General features: G+C 65.1%; 15 protein-coding genes. 6 read left to right on the plus strand and 9 right to left on the minus strand.

Annotated features, from left to right (window positions below; genetic code table 11):
• Positions 1–11 precede the first annotated feature (11 nt).
• Genes ACVMDN_RS08075 through ACVMDN_RS08085 form a run of 3 tightly spaced genes read right to left on the minus strand, consistent with a single transcriptional unit; the run spans position 12 to position 3,155 of the window.
• On the minus strand, positions 12–938 hold the full coding sequence (locus tag ACVMDN_RS08075; RefSeq protein WP_018270387.1) for an ABC transporter permease: 927 nt from the start codon (positions 936–938) through the stop codon (positions 12–14).
• Position 939: 1 nt separating this feature from the next.
• Positions 940–2,049, minus strand: a complete 1,110-nt coding sequence (locus ACVMDN_RS08080) for an ABC transporter permease (RefSeq protein WP_092082494.1) — start codon at positions 2,047–2,049, stop codon at positions 940–942.
• A complete protein-coding gene (locus tag ACVMDN_RS08085; protein ID WP_456835364.1) occupies positions 2,046–3,155 on the minus strand; it encodes a BMP family ABC transporter substrate-binding protein in 1,110 nt (369 codons plus the stop codon). Before ACVMDN_RS08085 ends, ACVMDN_RS08080 begins: the two co-directional genes overlap by 4 nt.
• A 373-nt stretch (positions 3,156–3,528) precedes the next feature.
• Here ACVMDN_RS08085 and ACVMDN_RS08090 point away from each other — a divergent pair, with 373 nt between their 5' ends.
• From ACVMDN_RS08090 to ACVMDN_RS08100, 3 genes are all read left to right on the plus strand, one after another.
• Positions 3,529–4,800, plus strand: coding sequence for an allantoate amidohydrolase (locus ACVMDN_RS08090; RefSeq protein WP_456835363.1), 1,272 nt, complete (start codon positions 3,529–3,531; stop codon positions 4,798–4,800).
• Positions 4,801–4,999: 199 nt separating this feature from the next.
• Positions 5,000–6,238 (plus strand): ATP-binding protein, encoded by a 1,239-nt coding sequence (locus ACVMDN_RS08095; RefSeq protein WP_456835362.1) that lies wholly within the window; start codon positions 5,000–5,002, stop codon positions 6,236–6,238.
• A 149-nt stretch (positions 6,239–6,387) separates the two neighbouring features.
• Positions 6,388–6,609 carry a hypothetical protein gene (locus tag ACVMDN_RS08100; RefSeq protein WP_038377517.1) on the plus strand — a complete coding sequence of 74 codons (222 nt, stop codon included), beginning with the start codon at positions 6,388–6,390 and terminating at the stop codon, positions 6,607–6,609.
• Here the strand turns inward: ACVMDN_RS08100 and ACVMDN_RS08105 are convergent.
• Positions 6,557–7,528 carry a LysR family transcriptional regulator gene (locus tag ACVMDN_RS08105; protein WP_057015258.1) on the minus strand — a complete coding sequence of 324 codons (972 nt, stop codon included), beginning with the start codon at positions 7,526–7,528 and terminating at the stop codon, positions 6,557–6,559. The two genes, ACVMDN_RS08100 and ACVMDN_RS08105, sit on opposite strands and share 53 nt — an antisense overlap.
• An 86-nt stretch (positions 7,529–7,614) precedes the next feature.
• Here ACVMDN_RS08105 and ACVMDN_RS08110 point away from each other — a divergent pair, with 86 nt between their 5' ends.
• A complete protein-coding gene (locus ACVMDN_RS08110) occupies positions 7,615–8,685 on the plus strand; it encodes a YeiH family protein (RefSeq protein WP_141340943.1) in 1,071 nt (356 codons plus the stop codon).
• Between the two features lie 63 nt (positions 8,686–8,748).
• Here ACVMDN_RS08110 and ACVMDN_RS08115 read toward each other — a convergent pair whose 3' ends face one another.
• The gene (locus ACVMDN_RS08115) at positions 8,749–9,762 is read right to left on the minus strand and encodes a formamidase (RefSeq protein WP_028339439.1); all 1,014 of its coding nucleotides are present in this window, start codon (positions 9,760–9,762) and stop codon (positions 8,749–8,751) included.
• A 224-nt stretch (positions 9,763–9,986) separates the two neighbouring features.
• On the opposite strand from ACVMDN_RS08115, the gene ACVMDN_RS08120 reads away from it, so the two are divergent.
• Entirely contained in the window at positions 9,987–10,664 is a 678-nt protein-coding gene (locus ACVMDN_RS08120) for a cysteine hydrolase family protein (RefSeq protein ID WP_076824447.1), read from the plus strand.
• Here the strand turns inward: ACVMDN_RS08120 and ACVMDN_RS08125 are convergent.
• The 4 genes from ACVMDN_RS08125 to ACVMDN_RS08140 all read right to left on the minus strand — a co-directional run bounded on the left by ACVMDN_RS08125 (position 10,661) and on the right by ACVMDN_RS08140 (position 14,790).
• The gene (locus ACVMDN_RS08125) at positions 10,661–11,485 is read right to left on the minus strand and encodes a carbohydrate ABC transporter permease (protein WP_456784217.1); all 825 of its coding nucleotides are present in this window, start codon (positions 11,483–11,485) and stop codon (positions 10,661–10,663) included. The two genes, ACVMDN_RS08120 and ACVMDN_RS08125, sit on opposite strands and share 4 nt — an antisense overlap.
• Positions 11,482–12,333: a carbohydrate ABC transporter permease gene (locus ACVMDN_RS08130; protein ID WP_229191509.1), complete on the minus strand. Its 852-nt coding sequence runs from the start codon at positions 12,331–12,333 to the stop codon at positions 11,482–11,484. The genes ACVMDN_RS08125 and ACVMDN_RS08130 overlap by 4 nt, the downstream gene beginning before the upstream one ends.
• A gap of 164 nt (positions 12,334–12,497) precedes the next feature.
• Entirely contained in the window at positions 12,498–13,820 is a 1,323-nt protein-coding gene (locus ACVMDN_RS08135) for an ABC transporter substrate-binding protein (RefSeq protein WP_028339434.1), read from the minus strand.
• Between the two features lie 115 nt (positions 13,821–13,935).
• Positions 13,936–14,790 carry a VOC family protein gene (locus ACVMDN_RS08140; protein WP_456835361.1) on the minus strand — a complete coding sequence of 285 codons (855 nt, stop codon included), beginning with the start codon at positions 14,788–14,790 and terminating at the stop codon, positions 13,936–13,938.
• Positions 14,791–14,867: 77 nt separating this feature from the next.
• On the opposite strand from ACVMDN_RS08140, the gene ACVMDN_RS08145 reads away from it, so the two are divergent.
• Positions 14,868–16,235 carry an NAD(P)/FAD-dependent oxidoreductase gene (locus ACVMDN_RS08145; RefSeq protein ID WP_456835885.1) on the plus strand — a complete coding sequence of 456 codons (1,368 nt, stop codon included), beginning with the start codon at positions 14,868–14,870 and terminating at the stop codon, positions 16,233–16,235.
• Positions 16,236–16,262: the final 27 nt, after the last annotated feature.

Consider the following 16,262-nt stretch of genomic DNA (forward strand, 5'->3'; position numbering starts at 1 on the left):
CTTTCGAGATGCTATCGGGTGATGGACAATTCGGCGGGCGCGCCGGTCAGCGTGCGCTTCGGCGAGCAGGTGATGATCATGATCGCGAGCGTCAGGATGTAGGGCGCGGCGTTGAACAAATGATAGCCGGAGGTGATGCCGACCGATTGCAGCGCGGGCCCGAGTGCGGCCGCGCCGCCGAAGGCGAGCGAGGCCCACAGGCACAGCATCGGGTCCCAGCGCGCGAAGATCACCAGCGCCACCGCCGTGATGCCCTGTCCCGAGGAAAGGCCCTCGTTCCAGCTGCCGGGATAGAACAGCGACAGGAACGAGCCGCCGATGCCGGCGAGGAAACCGCCGACCATGGTGGCGCGCAACCGGATCAAGAGCACCGAATGGCCCATCGCGCGCGCCGCATCGGCGCTCTCGCCGGCGGTGCGGATCAAGAGGCCCCAGCGCGTGGTCCTGAAGGCCCAATAGAGCAGCGGCGCGATCGCGACGCCGATCAGGAACAGCACGTTGATGCGCAGCGCCGCGCGGACCTGCGGGATGTCGCTCCACCAGCCGAAATCGATCGCGGGCAGCCGGGCCGCCGTCGGCTCGATCAGCGGCTTGCCGAGGAAGAACGCGAGGCCGGTGCCGAGCAGCATCAGCGCGATGCCGACCGCGATGTCGTTGACGCGCGGCAACGAGCAGATGCCGGCATGCAGCGCGCCGAACAGCGCGCCGGTGATGCCGGCCGCAAGCACGCCAAGCCACGGCGAGCCCGACAGATAGGAGATGCCGTAGGCGCTCATCGCGCCCATCACCAGCGTGCCCTCGAGGCCGAGATTGATGCGGCCACTTCGCTCGGTGATGCACTCGCCGAGGCTGACGAACAGGAACGGCGTCGAGACGCGGATGGCGCCGCCGAACACGGCGAGCGGAACGGTCCAGAGCCCGAGCGATGCATCCGCCATGTCAGGACTTTCCCTTCAGGAAGCCGATGCGCCCGTAGAGCGCGTCGCTGGCCAGCACGAACACGAAGATGATGCCTTGCAGCACCAGCACGGAGGCGTCGGGCAGACCGAGCCGCCGCTGCAACAGGCCGCCGGAAGCCGAGATGCCGCCAAGCAGGATCGCCACCGGAATGATCGCCAGCGGATTCTGCCGTGCCAGGAACGCAACGAGGATGCCGGTGAAGCCGTAACCCGCCGCGAGGTTGGCGTTGGTGCGGCCCTGCACCGCCGCAACCTCGATCATGCCGGCAAGCCCGGCGCAACTGCCGGCGAGGAAGCACACGGTCAGGATCAGTTTGCCGACACTGAGGCCGACGATCTTGGCGGCGCGGATGTTACCTCCGGCGACGCGCGCGGCGAAGCCGAAGGTGGTGTGATAGATCAGGATGTAGGCGGCGATGGCGGCGACGAGGCCGAACACCAGGCCCCAATGCACGTCGGTGCCGGGAATGGTGCCGATCATGTTGGCGGCGCCGATCTCGCGCGTCGACGGCTTGTTGAGGCTCGCTGGATCGCGCATCGGCCCCTCGACCAGATGGTTCAGAATCGCAAGCGCGATATAGACCAGCAGCAGGCTCGAGATCGTCTCGTTGACCCCGCGATATTGCCGCAGGCCGCCCGACAGCGTGATCCAGAGGCCGCCGCCGATCATGCCCGCGATCACCATGGCGATCTGCACCACGATCGGCGCCGCGCCCTGCAGCGCCAGCGCCGCCGCGGTCGCCGACAGTGCGCCGATCAGAAGGGCGCCTTCGCCACCGATGATCACCATGCCGAGCTGCGCCGGCAGCGCCGTGCACAGCGCGGTCAGGATCAACGGCGCGGCGCGGGTCAGCGTGTTCTGCCAGGAGAAGGCGGTGCCGAACGCGCCGTAATACATGTAGAAATACAGATCGAGCGGGTTCTTGCCGTAGAGCGCGACAAAGCCGCCGAACACCGCGAGCGCGCCGACCAGCGCCGCGCCCGGGATCAGGATGTATTCGATGCGCGCGCCGTGGCGCTGGAGGAATCCGGGATCGGCGGCCGGAGCGATTCCGGCCGCCTCCACCGATTCCGCCGTCTCGGTCGTCACGCGGTGGCTCCGATCACGCCCTCGACGAGATAGTCCATCTTCTCGAGTTCGGGATCCTGCTGACCGCGATCGGTGCCGGAAGCGATCACCGTCTTGCCCTTGTTGTCGACGAGCGGGCCCTTGAAGATCGCGAACTCGCCGGACATGAACTTGGCCTTGACGTCGTCGGCATGCTTGCGCGCCTCGGCGGACACCATCTCGCCATAGGGCGAGACCTTGACGATCTCTTCCTTGAGGCCGCCGCGATAGAAGTTCGGGATCGCTTCGCCCGCGGTGATCATCTTGACGAATTTCGGGTAGAGCACCTCCCAATTCCACTCGGCGCCGGTGAGATAGGCCTTCGGCGCCAGCGGCGACTGGTTGACGTGATAGCCGCATACAAGAGCGCCGCGGCGCGCGGCGTTCTCGACCATCGTCTTCGGTCCGTCGACATGGCAGGTTAGCACGTCGACGCCCTGGTCGATCAGGCTGTTGGTAGCCTCGGCTTCCTTGACCGGCATCGACCAGTCGCCGGTGAAGATCACCTGCGTGGTCGCCTTCGGATTGGCGAGCCGGGCGCCGAGCGTGAACGCGTTGATGTTGCGCAGCACCTGCGGGATCGGCTTGGCGGCGACGAAGCCGAGCTTGCCGCTCTTGGTCGAATAGCCGGCCACGATGCCGGAGATGTATTGCGCCTCGTCGATATAGCCGAAATAGCTGCCGGCGTTCTTCGGGTCCTTGTCGGACCACAGGCCGCCGCAGTGCTCGAAGCGCAGTTTTGGAAACTTGCCTGCCATCTTGAGGACGTGCGGGTTGTAGTAGCCGAACGAGGTCGGGAACATGAGCGTGGCGCCGTCGAGATTGATCATGGACTCGATCGTCTTCTCGACCGCATCGGTCTCCGGCACCTTCTCTTCCTCGACGACCTTGATGCCGGGAAGCTTCTTCACCGCCGCGGCTCCTTGCGCGTGGGCCTGGTTGTAGCCGTAGTCGTCGCGCGACCCGACATAGATGAAGCCGATCGTGGTTTCCGCTGCCGCCGCGCCACGAATGCCAAGCGTGCCGCCGAGCGCCAGTGCGGCGCTGCCCTGCAATAAATGCCTTCTTGAAATCCTGCCAAAATCCATCGCCTGCTCCCTCCAGCGGGTCCGGCCCGCCTGTCCTTGTCGCAGCCGCCTGACGGCGGAGCTTGGGGGAAGTGTCGCAAGCTTCATGCCAGAGCATGTTTGGCAATCAGTCTTCCGTAAATGATTGAATGTACGTGAGAATGGTGATCGGTCCCAGAAAGCTCGGAAGCCGATTGAGACCGATTTGCCTATTTTGTGAGCGATCGATCGCTGTTGTATGCAATGCCGTTAAGCAGTCGCTAACCGCCGGACAGCCGGTGCGAGCCCGGTCGGGGACGGTGCACGAGGCGCCAATTGCCGGCTGGTGAATCGGATCGGGCCTGCTACGAGTGAAGCGGGCTCCGCCGGACGCGTTGGACTGATGGGAAACAGCATGAGCGAGACAAAACCGTCCTCGAAATCGTCTTCCCTTGGCGAAGAGATCGTGGCGCGGATCGATCAGCTCGCGACGATCTCCGAGACGCCTGAGCATCTGGCGCGAATCTTCCTCACCGAGGAGCACCGCAAGGCGGCCGATCTCATCCTGTCCTGGATGCTCGAGGCCGGCATGAGCGCGCATCTCGACGCCATCGGCAATGTCTGCGGCCGCTATGAAGGCGAGCGGCCGGGCCTGCCGGCGCTGATGCTCGGCTCGCATTACGACACCGTGCGCGACGCCGGCAGATGGGACGGCCCGCTCGGCGTCATCACTGCGATCGCCTGCGTCGCCGATCTGAACCGGCGCGGCAAGCGGCTGCCGTTCGCGATCGAGATCGTCGGCTTTGCTGATGAGGAGGGCGTGCGCTTCGCCTCGACCCTGCTCGGCAGCCGCGCGGTGGCCGGCACGTTCGACGAGAGCGTGGTCAACACGCGCGATCGCGCCGGCATCTCGATGCGCGATGCGCTGGTCGCCTTCGGGCTCGATCCCGATCATATCGGCAAGGCGGCGCGCGCCCGCCGCGAACTGCTCGGCTATGTCGAGCTGCACATCGAGCAGGGTCCCGTGCTGGAAGAGAAGGCGCTGCCGGTCGGCGTCGTCAGCGCGATTTCGGGCGCGACAAGGCTTGCCGCCAGTCTCACCGGCGTCGCCGGCCATGCCGGCACGGTGCCGATGAAGCTGCGGCGCGATGCGCTGGCGGGTGCTGCCGAATGCATCGTTGCGATCGAGCAGTTTTGCAGGTCCGACGAACAAGGCCTCGTCGGCACCGTCGGCTATGTCAACGCGATGCCGGGCGCCACCAATGTGATCCCGGGCAAGGTGTCCTTCACCATGGATATCCGCTCGCAGAACGACATGCATCGCAAGCGCGCCGTCGCCGACATCGTGCGGCAGATCGAGGCGATCGCAAAACGCCGCGACCTCGCCTTGCAGATCGACGTCACCCACGAGAACCGCAGCGTGCCCTGCGCGCCGTGGCTCAAGGCGCAGATCGCCGAGGCCGTCGCGGCCGAGGGCTATGCCGCGTTCGAGCTGCCGAGCGGGGCGGGGCATGACGGGATGGCGATGGTGGATGTCGCCGATATCGGCATGATCTTTCTGCGCTGCCGCGGCGGGATCAGCCACAATCCGGCCGAGCATGTCGAACTCGCCGATGCCGACATCGGCGCGCGGGTGCTGCTGCGCGTCGTCGAGAATTTTCGTCCGCACGTTGCAGTGAATAGCTAAAATTGCGCGCTTCGCAGGCCTGCGCCGAGGGGCGCTTGCTGCCCACGTTGCGTCAGCACGCCGCAGGCACTGGTCAGGGGCCGCTGCCGGCCCGACCCATGCCTGATCCGGACAGATCAGACCACCGTTTCCGGCTCAGCTGGCCTATTTGCGGGCCGGGCGTGAAGCGCTAGACTTGGTGCAACGGGGGGTAGTGGACATGAGGTCGTCCGTCGTCCAGGACGTTCAGTTCCCAAAACAACCGGCGCTGCAGCTGATCTATGACACTGCACCGATCGGGCTCGCCTATCTCTCACCGGATTGCCGTTACCTTCAGATCAACCAGCGGCTCACCGAGATCTGCGGCATTTCGGTCGAAGGTCACCTCGGGCGCACGGTGCATGATTGCGTGCCCGCGCTGGCTTCGGCCGTCGAGGGTATCGTTCGCTCGATCATGGAGACGGGAGAGCCCGTCACCGACGTGGAGGTTTACGGCCAGCGCCCCGGCCACAATGACGAGCGATGCTGGATCACGCATTGGCATCCGCAGCGCGAACCGAACGGCAGCATCGTCGGCGTCAACGTTGCGGCCGAAGAGATCACTGATCGCAAGCGCAGCGAACGCGAGATCCGCGCCGCGCGCGATGCAGCCGAGAAGGCCTTGCACCATCTGCAGGAGACCCAGGCGTCGCTGATCGAGGCGGAAAAGCTCGCGGCGCTGGGCCGGCTGGTGGCCGGCGTCGCGCACGAGATCAACAGTCCGGTCGGCACCAGTCTCACCGTCGCCTCGGTGCTGGAGCAGAAATGCGCCGACTTCGCTGCCGAGGCTGCGCGCGGCAAGCTGAAGCGATCCAGCCTGAGCGATTTCATCGAGGTCGTCGAAAGCGCCTCGTCGCTGCTTGTCGGCAACCTCAAGCGCGCGGCGGACCTGGTGCAATCGTTCAAGCAGGTGGCCGTCGATCGCAGCTATTTCGACCGGAGCCAGTTCGATCTCGGCGCGGCGACCGAGCAGGTTCTCTCGAGCCTGCGTCCGGCCTTGCCGAAGAACAACCTGGCGCTCGAGGTCGATTGCCCGCCCGGTCTTGCCATGAACAGCTATCCCGGCCCCTACGGCCAGGTGCTGACCAACCTGTTCGTCAATTCGGTGGCGCACGCGTTTCCAGATGGCAAGGGCGGCATGATCACGATCCGGCTCCGCGCCTCAGGCGCGGACCAGGTCGAGATCCTGTTCGCCGACAACGGTTGCGGGATGGATCACGACGTGCTGCGGCAGGCCTTCGATCCATTCTTCACTACGCGCCGCGACATCGGCCGCATCGGGCTTGGTCTGCACATCGTTCATAACATCGTCACGAACCGGCTCGGCGGAGAGCTCAATCTCGAAAGTGCGCCGGGTATGGGGACACGCATGCGCATCACGCTGCCACGCGTGGCGCCGCGGCGCGTGACCGATGGTTGATGGCTACAGGGGGCGACGAGAAGGAAATGCTCCCCGGCTTTCGGACCGGAAAACGTCCTTCCAAGTAACCGCCGCAAAAGGCATTCCACTACCCTTGCTTCTGCCCCCGTCGTCGCGACATTCTCAGGGTATTCCTGATGGTTACGACGATGAGCCAATCCGCATTCGATCCCTTCGGCGAGCCGGTCCCCGCGGTCGATCCTTCGATCGCGAGCGAGGGCGTGTCGAAATGGCTGAAGACCGCAGGCACCAGCGTGTTCTGGGTGCTGGTGGTCGGCATCGTGCTGGCACGGGCCGTCTATTTCGAGCCCGGCGTGTTCAGCTTCGAGCATGCCGTTGCCTGGGCGCAGGGTCTGTTCGCCGCGCTCTAGCCGCAGGTCCGCGCGGCGCCGTCCTGGCCCTTTGCGCCTCCCGGATGATCCCCTCGAACGCGACCGCCGCTGGCACCTCGAGCCGGCCGGGTGATTTCAGTTGCCAGAGCGTGCGCTCGATATGGATGCCCTTGATCGGGATCACCTTCAGCTTTCCGAGCTTCACTTGATCGTCGATCGTTGCGATCGACACGATGGCGACGCCGACGCCTGATGCCACCGCCTGCTTGATCGCCTCGGTGCTGCCGATCTCGAGCGTCCGCTGCGGCTCGACGTGGTGGGCCGCCAGCGCCTGCGCGACCACCTCGCGCGTGCCTGAGCCGGGTTCCCGCACGATCAGGATCTCGTCGTTCAGCGACCGGATGTCGATCGGCCCCTGGACCGCTGCGAAGCGATGATCCGGACCTGCGATCAGCGCCATCACGTCGGTGCGCCAGGCTTCGCTGACCAAATTCTCGTCCTCGACCGGCCCCTCGACCAGCGCGATCTCGATCTCGTGTCCCAGCATCAGCGCGGCGATGTCGCTGGTGTTGGCGCTGACGACATGCAGATCGATGCCGGGAAAGGCGCGGTGGAACACGCCGAGATATTCCGGGATCATGTAGGTCGCGATCGTGGTGCTGGCGCCGATCCGCAGCGAGCCGCTGTCGAGATTGCGCAGCGCCTGCAATTCGTCCTCGGCGGCGCGTTCGGCCGCGAACAGCGTCTCGGCATGCCGCGCCAGCGCCGCGCCCTCCCGGGTCGGCCGCACCCCCTTCGGCGTGCGGTCGAGCAGCCGGCAGCCGACCTGCAGCTCGAAATCCCGCACGCCCTTGGAGATCGCCGGCTGGCTGATGTGCAGGAGGTCGGCGGCGCGGGAGAAACTTCCGGTTCTCGCCACGGCCGCGAACAGGCGGAGCAGATGCAGGTTGAGGGACATAACTTCTCTCTATCGGGGCAGTCCGAAAATATATTAGCCAAGAGGGGTGCCATGGCGCATAAAATCTTCTCCGAAAAGAGGATTTTGTGCCGGAACAAGAACAAGACCAGGGGCAGAAGCAGGGGGCGCTGCGGCGCATATTCCAGCTCATTCCGGGGATTCTGCTCTGCGGGGTCGTCACGGTCATCTCGCTCGGCATCCAGGCCGCCGAGGAGCGCGTTTTCGACCATCCCTATATCGAGGCCCTCGTCGTCGCGATCCTGCTCGGCATGGCGGTGCGCACCGCCTGGGAGCCGTCGGCGCGCTGGCGCTCGGGCATTGCCTTCAGCGCCAAGCAGCTGCTTGAGGTCGCGGTGATGCTGCTCGGCGCCTCCATCAGCTTTGCCGCGATCGTGGCGTCGGGCGGGCTGCTGATCGGCGCCATCGCGGTAACCGTCGTGATCATGCTGGCGGTGAGCTATGGCCTCAGCCGGATGCTGGGGCTCAAGACCAAGCTCGCGATCCTGATCGCCTGCGGCAATTCGATCTGCGGCAACTCGGCGATCGCGGCGGTGGCGCCGGTGATCGAGGCCGATGGCGACGACATCGCCTCGTCGATCTCGTTCACCGCCATTCTCGGCGTGCTGATGGTGCTCGGCCTGCCGCTCTTGATCCCGCTGCTGAAGCTGACGGCGACGCAATACGGCATCCTCGCCGGCCTCACCGTCTATGCCGTGCCGCAGGTGCTGGCAGCGACCGTGCCGGCGGGCATCGTCAGCACCCAGATCGGCACGCTGGTCAAGCTGGTGCGGGTGTTGATGCTGGGCCCGATCGTGATCGGCCTCTCGCTGCTGGTGGCGCGGCGGCGCAAGGCCGGCGCCGCCAGGGAGGGCACCTCGAAGGCCGCCTCGATCAGCCCGTTCAAGCTGGTGCCCTGGTTCATCATCGGCTTCCTGGTGCTGGCCGCGTTGCGCTCGTTCCAACTCGTGCCCGATATCGCGATCGCGCCGGTGACCAAGACGGCGGCGATCCTCACCGTCGTCTCGATGGCAGCGCTCGGGCTCGGCGTCGATGTCCGCGTGCTCTCGACCGTCGGCGGCCGGGTGACGGCCGCCGTCACGCTGTCGTTGATGCTGCTGCTGGGCTTGAGCATCGGCCTCGTGCACTTCTTCAAGTAGAGCATGATCCGGAAAAGTGTGGAGCGGTTTTCCGAAGAGATCATGCTCACATCAAAGGGCCGGCTACTCGGCGGCCTTCGCGGTCTTGCCGAACATCCGTGTCGGTGCGGGAAAGCCGCAGGACGTGCCGTCGGTGATCTTGACCTGATCTTCCCAGGGCAGGCGGAAGCGGCCGGACACCATGTCCTGCATGAACGTGTAGGGGCAATCCATCGCGCCGCCCTTCACCGCGACATAGCCGCGGTGCCAGAGCTGATAGATGTTGTTCTCGACGCCCCAGTTGATCCGCGCCTCGCGCACGAGGTCGGGCCGCACCTCGGCGGTGATGATCTCGTCGGCCCGGCCCGTGGTCCCGTGCGCGATGATGCTGCCGTCGAAATTGACGATCATGCCTTCGCCCATCGAGTCGAACGACCCGTCCGAGCCGCACATGCAGACATTGGCCGTCACCATCAGGTTCTGGAACGCGTTGGCCTGGTTGGTGAAGCGCCAGCTGTCGCGGATCGGCGCGGTGTAGCCTGCGGTGCGGATCATGATCTCCGCGCCCTTGTAGGCGCATTCGCGGGCCATTTCCGGGAACATGCCGTCATGGCAGATGATCAGCGCGATCTTCGCGCCTTTCGGTCCGTCGATCACGGGAATGCCGATGTTGCCGGGCTCCCACGGCTCGACCGGAATCCAGGGATGGAATTTGCGGTAGTACAGCTTGATATCGCCGTGATCGTCGATGATCAGCCCTGAATTATAGGGGTTGCCATGCGGGTTGAACTCCATGATGGAGAAGCAGCCCCAGATCTTGTTCTCGATGCAGGCCCGCTTGAAAGCCGCGACTTCAGGCCCGTCGAGCCGGCACATGATCTCCGGATTGGTATCCATCGAGAGGCCGTGCAGCGAGTATTCGGGGAACACGACGAGGTCCATGGTTCCGAGGTTGCGCCGCGCCTTGCCGACCATCCATACGATGCGCTCCGTCTGCCGTGCCAGGTCGGACCTTGTCGCAACCACAGGCAACTGCAGCTGCACCAGTCCGATCACGACGCCATTCGGTGATTTGTTGAGACCGCCAAGTCCATTCATGCCTGTCCTCCCGCCTGTTTGAAATGGGCTGTCATTTCGCGAACGATGATCTTCGTTCGGTCGGGCTCCCAGCTAGCAACGATCATGCCAGCAAGATCGCAGAATGCGCAAATGCAGCGTACGGTCGCATGCTGATCGGGATCGCCGCGATGCGCCGCATCATTGCGCAATGGCACACGGTTTGCTTAATCAATGCGGGTTTTCTCGCATTCGGGGCGTGCGTCATGGCGAATTCAAGCGGGACAATCGCGGCGGAGCCGGCGCCGATCACGCTCGACTGGAGCAGGACCGCGCTCGTCATCATCGACATGCAGCGCGATTTCATGGAGCGAGGGGGCTTCGGCGAGACGCTCGGCAATGACGTCAGCCGGCTTGCCCGCGCGGTGCAGCCGATCGCCGCGGTGCTCGCGGCGGTGCGCGACGCCGGGCTGCTCGTGGTCCACACCCGCGAGGGCCATCTGCCCGATCTCTCCGACGCGCCGCCGGCGAAGGTCGAGCGCGGCGCGCCGTCGCTTCGGATCGGCGATCCCGGACCGATGGGACGGATTCTGATCCGCGGCGAGGCGGGGCACGACATCATTCCCGAGCTCTATCCCCTCGACAGCGAGATCGTGATCGACAAGCCCGGCAAGGGCGCGTTCTACGCCACCGAATTCGGCGACATCCTGCAGAAATACGGCATCGAGAATCTCCTGGTCTGCGGCGTCACCACCGAGGTCTGCGTCAACACCACGGTGCGCGAGGCCAACGATCGCGGCTACCGCTGCGTCGTGATCTCCGACGGCTGCGCGTCCTACTTCCCGGAATTCCACGAGATGGGTCTGAAGATGATCAAGGCCCAGGGCGGCATCTTTGGTTGGGTCACCGATTCAGCTGCCGTGCTGGAGGCGCTCGGGGACTAGCCGCCTTTCACCGCACCCGCCGTCAGTCCCGCCACGATCTGCCGCTGCGCCATCACGGTGAGCAGCAGCACCGGCGCGGTCACGATCAGCGCGGCGGCGGCGAGCGGGCCCCAGCTCAGCTGATCGAACGAGATCATGTTGTAGACCGCGACCGGCAGCGTGCGGGTCTCACGCCCGGCCAGCACGATGCCGAACACGAAATTATTCCAGGAGAAGATCACCGCGAGGATGAAGGCAACCGCGAGTCCCGGCCTGGCGATCGGCAGCGCGACATGGCGGAACACCTGCCAGCGCGTCGCGCCGTCGATCAACGCAGCTTCCTCCAGCTCCAGCGGCGTGGTCTCGAAATAGCCGATCATGATCCAGATCACGATCGGCACCGTGACCACGAGATGGATGATGATCTGCGGCACCAGCGTGCCGAGCAGGCCGAGCCACTGAAACAGCAGGAACAACGGGATCAGATACGACAGGCCCGGCGTGATGCGCGCGATCAGGATCACGATCGCCGATTTATGCGCCGCCATCCGCGCGATGCCGTAGCCGGCGGGCACGCCGACCAGCATCGCAAGCCCCGTGGCGCAGCCGGTGACCACAAGGCTGTTGCTGAAATAGGTCAGGAACCGGTTGGACGCGAACACGTCGGCATAGTTCTTCCAGGCGATATGCTCCGGAAAGAACACCGGCGGGTAGGAGGCGTTGTCGATCTCGAATTTGAGCGACAGCGAGGCCATCCAGAGGAAGAACAGGATCGCCGGCGAGACGATGACGAACACCGACAGCCAAAGCCCGATCCGCCCGAGAATCTGGCGCGGGTTCATGCCTCGCCCCCGAGTTCAGATGTCCACAGCAGGCGCTTGCGCAAGTAAAGCAGCAGTGCCGCCAGCGCCACGATCAGGAGGAAGAACACCACCGCGATCGCCGAGCCGTAGCCGAGGTCGTAATAGACGAAGGCGACGCTGTAGAGATAGACGTTGATGGTCTCCGACGCCGAGCCCGGCCCTCCTTGCGTGATCGCGAAGATGATGTCGAAGCTTTTCACCGCGTCGATCATGCGGATCATGCCGGCGATGAACAGGAACGGCATGATCAAGGGCAGCGTGATGAAGCGGAACACCTGCCAGAAATTGGCACCGTCGATCTGCGCGCTCTCGTAGGGTTCGGTCGGGATCGCGGCGAGGCCGCCGAGCACGATCAGCATCACCAGCGGCGTCCATTGCCAGGTCTCGACCAGCACCAGCGAGGGGATCACCGTCGCCGGGTTGAACACCCAGAGCTGCGGCGGCAGCCCGACCAGCGACAGCAGATAGTTCAAGACGCCAAGCTGCGGGTGGAACATCATGGTCCACACCAGCGCGATCGCCACCGGCGTGGCCATCATCGGCATGATGAAGATGCCGCGCAGGAAACCGCGCGCGGCGAATTTCTGATGGAATACCACCGCCGCCAGCGTGCCGAACACCAGCGGCAACAGCACTGACAGCGCTGTATAGGACAGCGTGTGCCCGACCGCCTCGACGAAGCGCGGATCGGTCGGCAGCCGCAGATAGTTCGCGAGCCCCACGAACACGGTCGGCGAGCCGACCTTCCATTCCTGCAGGCTCATCCAGATCGTGAAGACCCACGGAAAGATGATCACCGCCAGCACCACGACGAGCGCCGGGATCACGAACGGCCAATAGGACGGCGGACGCCATTCACGCGCCGGGGCGGCCTCTCCAGAGCCTGCGGCTCTGGACTCTTGCTTTGACGCGTTTTCTTCACGCGAACCGGTACCCACTTCGCTTGAAAACGCTTTGCTGGCCGCCGCCGGCTCAGTCTGTGTCACCACGCTCACGCTTTTTCGCTACGCTCCAGGATGGGGCGGAATTGCTCGTGCGCCTTTTTCAGCTCGGTGGCCGGATCGGCGCCCGACAGCGTCGCGGTCAGCGCGGCGCCGACGATGTCGCGGAATTCGGCGACCGGGATGATGACGGGCAGGCCGAGCTTGGAGATCTTGGCGGAGTCAACCACCGACTGCAGCCATTCCTTGGTCTTCACGCCCTTGGCGACTTCGGCATCGTCGACGATGGAGTTGCGGAACGGCACGCCGCCGCCGGCCTGCAGCAGGCGCGCGCCCTGTCCGCGCGAGACCACCCATTGGCAGAGCAGATAGGCGGCTTCCTTGTTCTTGCTCGCCGCGGCGATGCCGACGCCGTCGCCATAGGTCGAGGAGAACTTGCCCTTGGGACCGGCGGGTACCAGCGTGTAGCCGACCTTGCCGACGACGCGCGAGGCGGCGGGATCTTCCAGCGGCGGCGCCCAGCCGTCGGCGTCGATCCACATCGCGGACCTGCCCTGCGTGAAGGACGCCATCGACTCCATCCAGTTGAAGCCGGCGACGCCGGGAGGCGCGCATTTTGTCAGCAGGCGCTGATAGAGCTTGGTGGCTTCGATCGCCTCGGGGCCGTCGGTCAGGATGTTGCCTTTGGCATCGAGAAATTCGCCGCCATAGTTCAGATAGAAGTTGGTCCACATCGCCATGTTGGCGTTGCGCAGGCCGCGGCCGACGAAGCCGTAGATGCCTTCCTTCGGATCGGTCAGCTTCTCGGCCGCGATTGCCATCTCCTCGAGCGTCTTCGGGACCTCGACGCCCTTCTTCTGGAACAGCTCCTTGTTGTAGTAGAGGATGAAATAGTCGACCGACCATGGCAGCGACAGCATCTGGCCCTTGTCGTTGCGCGCATATTGGAGGCCGGCCGCCGAGAAATCGCTCTCGACGAGGTCCGGCGGCGTCATGCTCGGATCCTTGAGGTAGCCCGACATGTCGGCTAGCCAGCCGGCCTTCTCGAACTGCCGCTTCTGCACGTGATAGCTGAGGTGCACGACGTCGAAGCTCGGCTTGCCCGAGGACAGCTCGATCACGCATTTCTGGCGCTGCTGCTGCTCGGGGATCTGTTCCGACTCGACCTTGATGCCGGTGAGCTCGGTAAATTCCTTGATGTATTTCTGCAGATTGTCGCCGCGCGGCCCCTTGGCGAGGATCACTTCGAGTGTGGTGCCGGAATATTTCTTCCAGTTGATGTCGGCACGGGCCGGAAATCCGGTCAGTCCAACCGCGCCGGCGGCCGCGGTGCCGGCCAGCATCTGCCGGCGCGAGATCAGGTGATGCGACATGTTTCTCTCCCTGGACGGTTCTTGTTTGCGAGAGATACTAGCGCCTCAACTTTCTGTGCCTAGTCCCACATGCGCGGCACCGTTGCATAACGCTGCGCCGCGCATGGTATGGCAGCTATGCCTTGACGAAAGCGAGCAGGGTGCCGTTGCCGGAAGCCGGCGGCACGGTGATGCTGTTGCCGCTCTTCACGCCGGCTGAGCCCAGCGCTTTCTCGCTCGCGGCAAGGTCGGCCGCGATCACGAGGCCGGCGCCGCCGCGGTCGGACAGGCCATCCAGCGATACGCCGGGATAACGTTTGCCGAGCTGATCCCTGGTCAGGAACACGAAGTCGGCGCGGTTGCCGCCGGACGGCACCGCAACCGCACCGTCGGCGTCGTTCCTGACGGCGACGTCGATCATCCTGGAGAGATGCGCGGCATCGGCTGCGTGATCGGGCGAGACGATCAGCACCTGCTTGAGGCGTTTTGCCCCATTGGCGTGCGTCATCAATTCGGGAATCCACACCGTCTCGCGGGTCTTGTGCTGGCAGGCGAAGATGCGGACGCCGCCGGGCGCCTCCGCGGTCGGCCACTGGAAGGTGCGGAATTTCGCCGCGGAGATCGTGCCGTTCGGCAAGGTCACCGGGCGTTCGAAATCGGTCGGCCCGATCGGCGCATAGCCGCGCGCGCGAATCTCCTCGGCGCCAGCAGGGGAATCCACCGCGGTGAACGCGATGCGTTCGATGCCCTCGCCGCGCTTCTCGAGGAAGGCGCGCGCCGGAGCGTTGTGTTCGGTCGGGGTCAGCACGCCGAGCAATTCCATATAATCGGGGTCGAACATGATGGTGTAATTGCCCGATCCCATATGCGCGCTATGGGTGCCGCGCGGCGACACGGTGAAGCCGAGCCGCTTGTAGTTCTCGGCCGCCTTGTCGAGGTCCTTCACCATGACCACGGCGTGATCGATTCCGATGACGTTCTTGAGTGCCACTTGTTGTCTTCCCGGCTGGAATAGGAGAGTAGAGTAAAGTAACCAGAATGACCGGGCGGCCGCAAGGAAGGATCATGATGAACAGCAATGCCGTGCGCTGGCCCAATTCGCTCTGGGCAGCAGTGACGCCCTCCGGCCCCGATTGTCCCGAACTGACAGGCGCGCAGCAGGCCGACGTCGTCATCATCGGCGGCGGCTTCACGGGTCTATCGACCGCACTGCATCTGCGCGAGGCCAATGTCGACGTCGCGATCGTCGAGGCCGCCGAATCGGGGTGGGGCGCCTCGGGGCGCAACAACGGCCAGGTGATCCCGACGCTGTCGCGCCCCGATCCGGATGACATCATCGCGAGGCACGGCGCGGCCGGCGAGCGCTTCGTCGCGATGCTGCGTGACAGTGCCGCTGATCTGTTCGACGTCGTCAGGCGCTACAACATCGCGGCCGAGCAGGAGCAGGCCGGCTGGGTGCAGCCGGTGCACTCGCCGGGCCGCATCAAGATCGCCGAGCGGCGGGTGCAGCAATGGTCGAAATTCGGTGCGTCGGTCGAATTGCTGTCGCGCGATCAGACCAAGGACATGCTCGGCTCGGATGCGTGGTACGGCGGCTTCTGGAACAGGACCGGCGGTCACGTCAATCCGCTGGCGCTGGCGCGCGGCCTTGCGCGCACCGTACTCGGCCTCGGTGCGCGAATCTATGCCCGCTCGCCGGCACTCAGTTTCGAGCGCCGCGGCGATCGCTGGGTGGTGAAGACGGAAAAGGGTGAAATCTCCGGTCGCGCGCTGGTGGTCGCGACCAATGCCTACAGCGGCGAGTTCGCGAAATCGCTGGTGCCGGAGATCGCGACCGAGGTGATGCCGGTGCTGTCGTGGCAGATGGCGACGCAGCCGCTGTCGGACAATGTGCGCAAGACCATCATTGCCGGCCGGCAGGCGATGTCGGATACCCATGGCGAGCTGTATTTCGCGCGCTACGATGCCCGCAATCGCCTCGTCACCGGCGGTGCCGTGCTCGGTCCGGGCGACAAGACCGGGCGGCTGAAGGCGCGGGTGACCGAGCGGTTGCAGCGCCTGTGGCCGCAGATTGGCGAGGTCTCCTTCGACTATGTCTGGAACGGCTATGTCGGGATGACGGCGGATTTCCTGCCGCGCATGCACCGGTTGGGACCGAACGCCTATGGCTGGACCGGCTGCAACGGCCGTGCCGTCGCGCTGACGATCCCGCTCGGCCGCGAATTGGCGCGCGCGGTCCAAGGCGTGCCGGAAAGCGAGCTGGCGCTGCCGTTCTCCGAGCCGGTGCAGTACATGGCGCACGGCGTGCTCCGCAAGCTCGCGCCCTGGATGCTGGTGCTCTACCGGCGCCGCGATGCACAGGAGTTGGTCAAGGGCGATCGTTTCGAGTTGCTGCGATGGGCGGAGTATTTCCTCGCCTCGCGCCGTTCGCGGTAGGCGCGGAGCAACGTCGCGCCATGCACG

The sequence above is a fragment of the Bradyrhizobium sp. USDA 4510 genome (assembly GCF_054059095.1).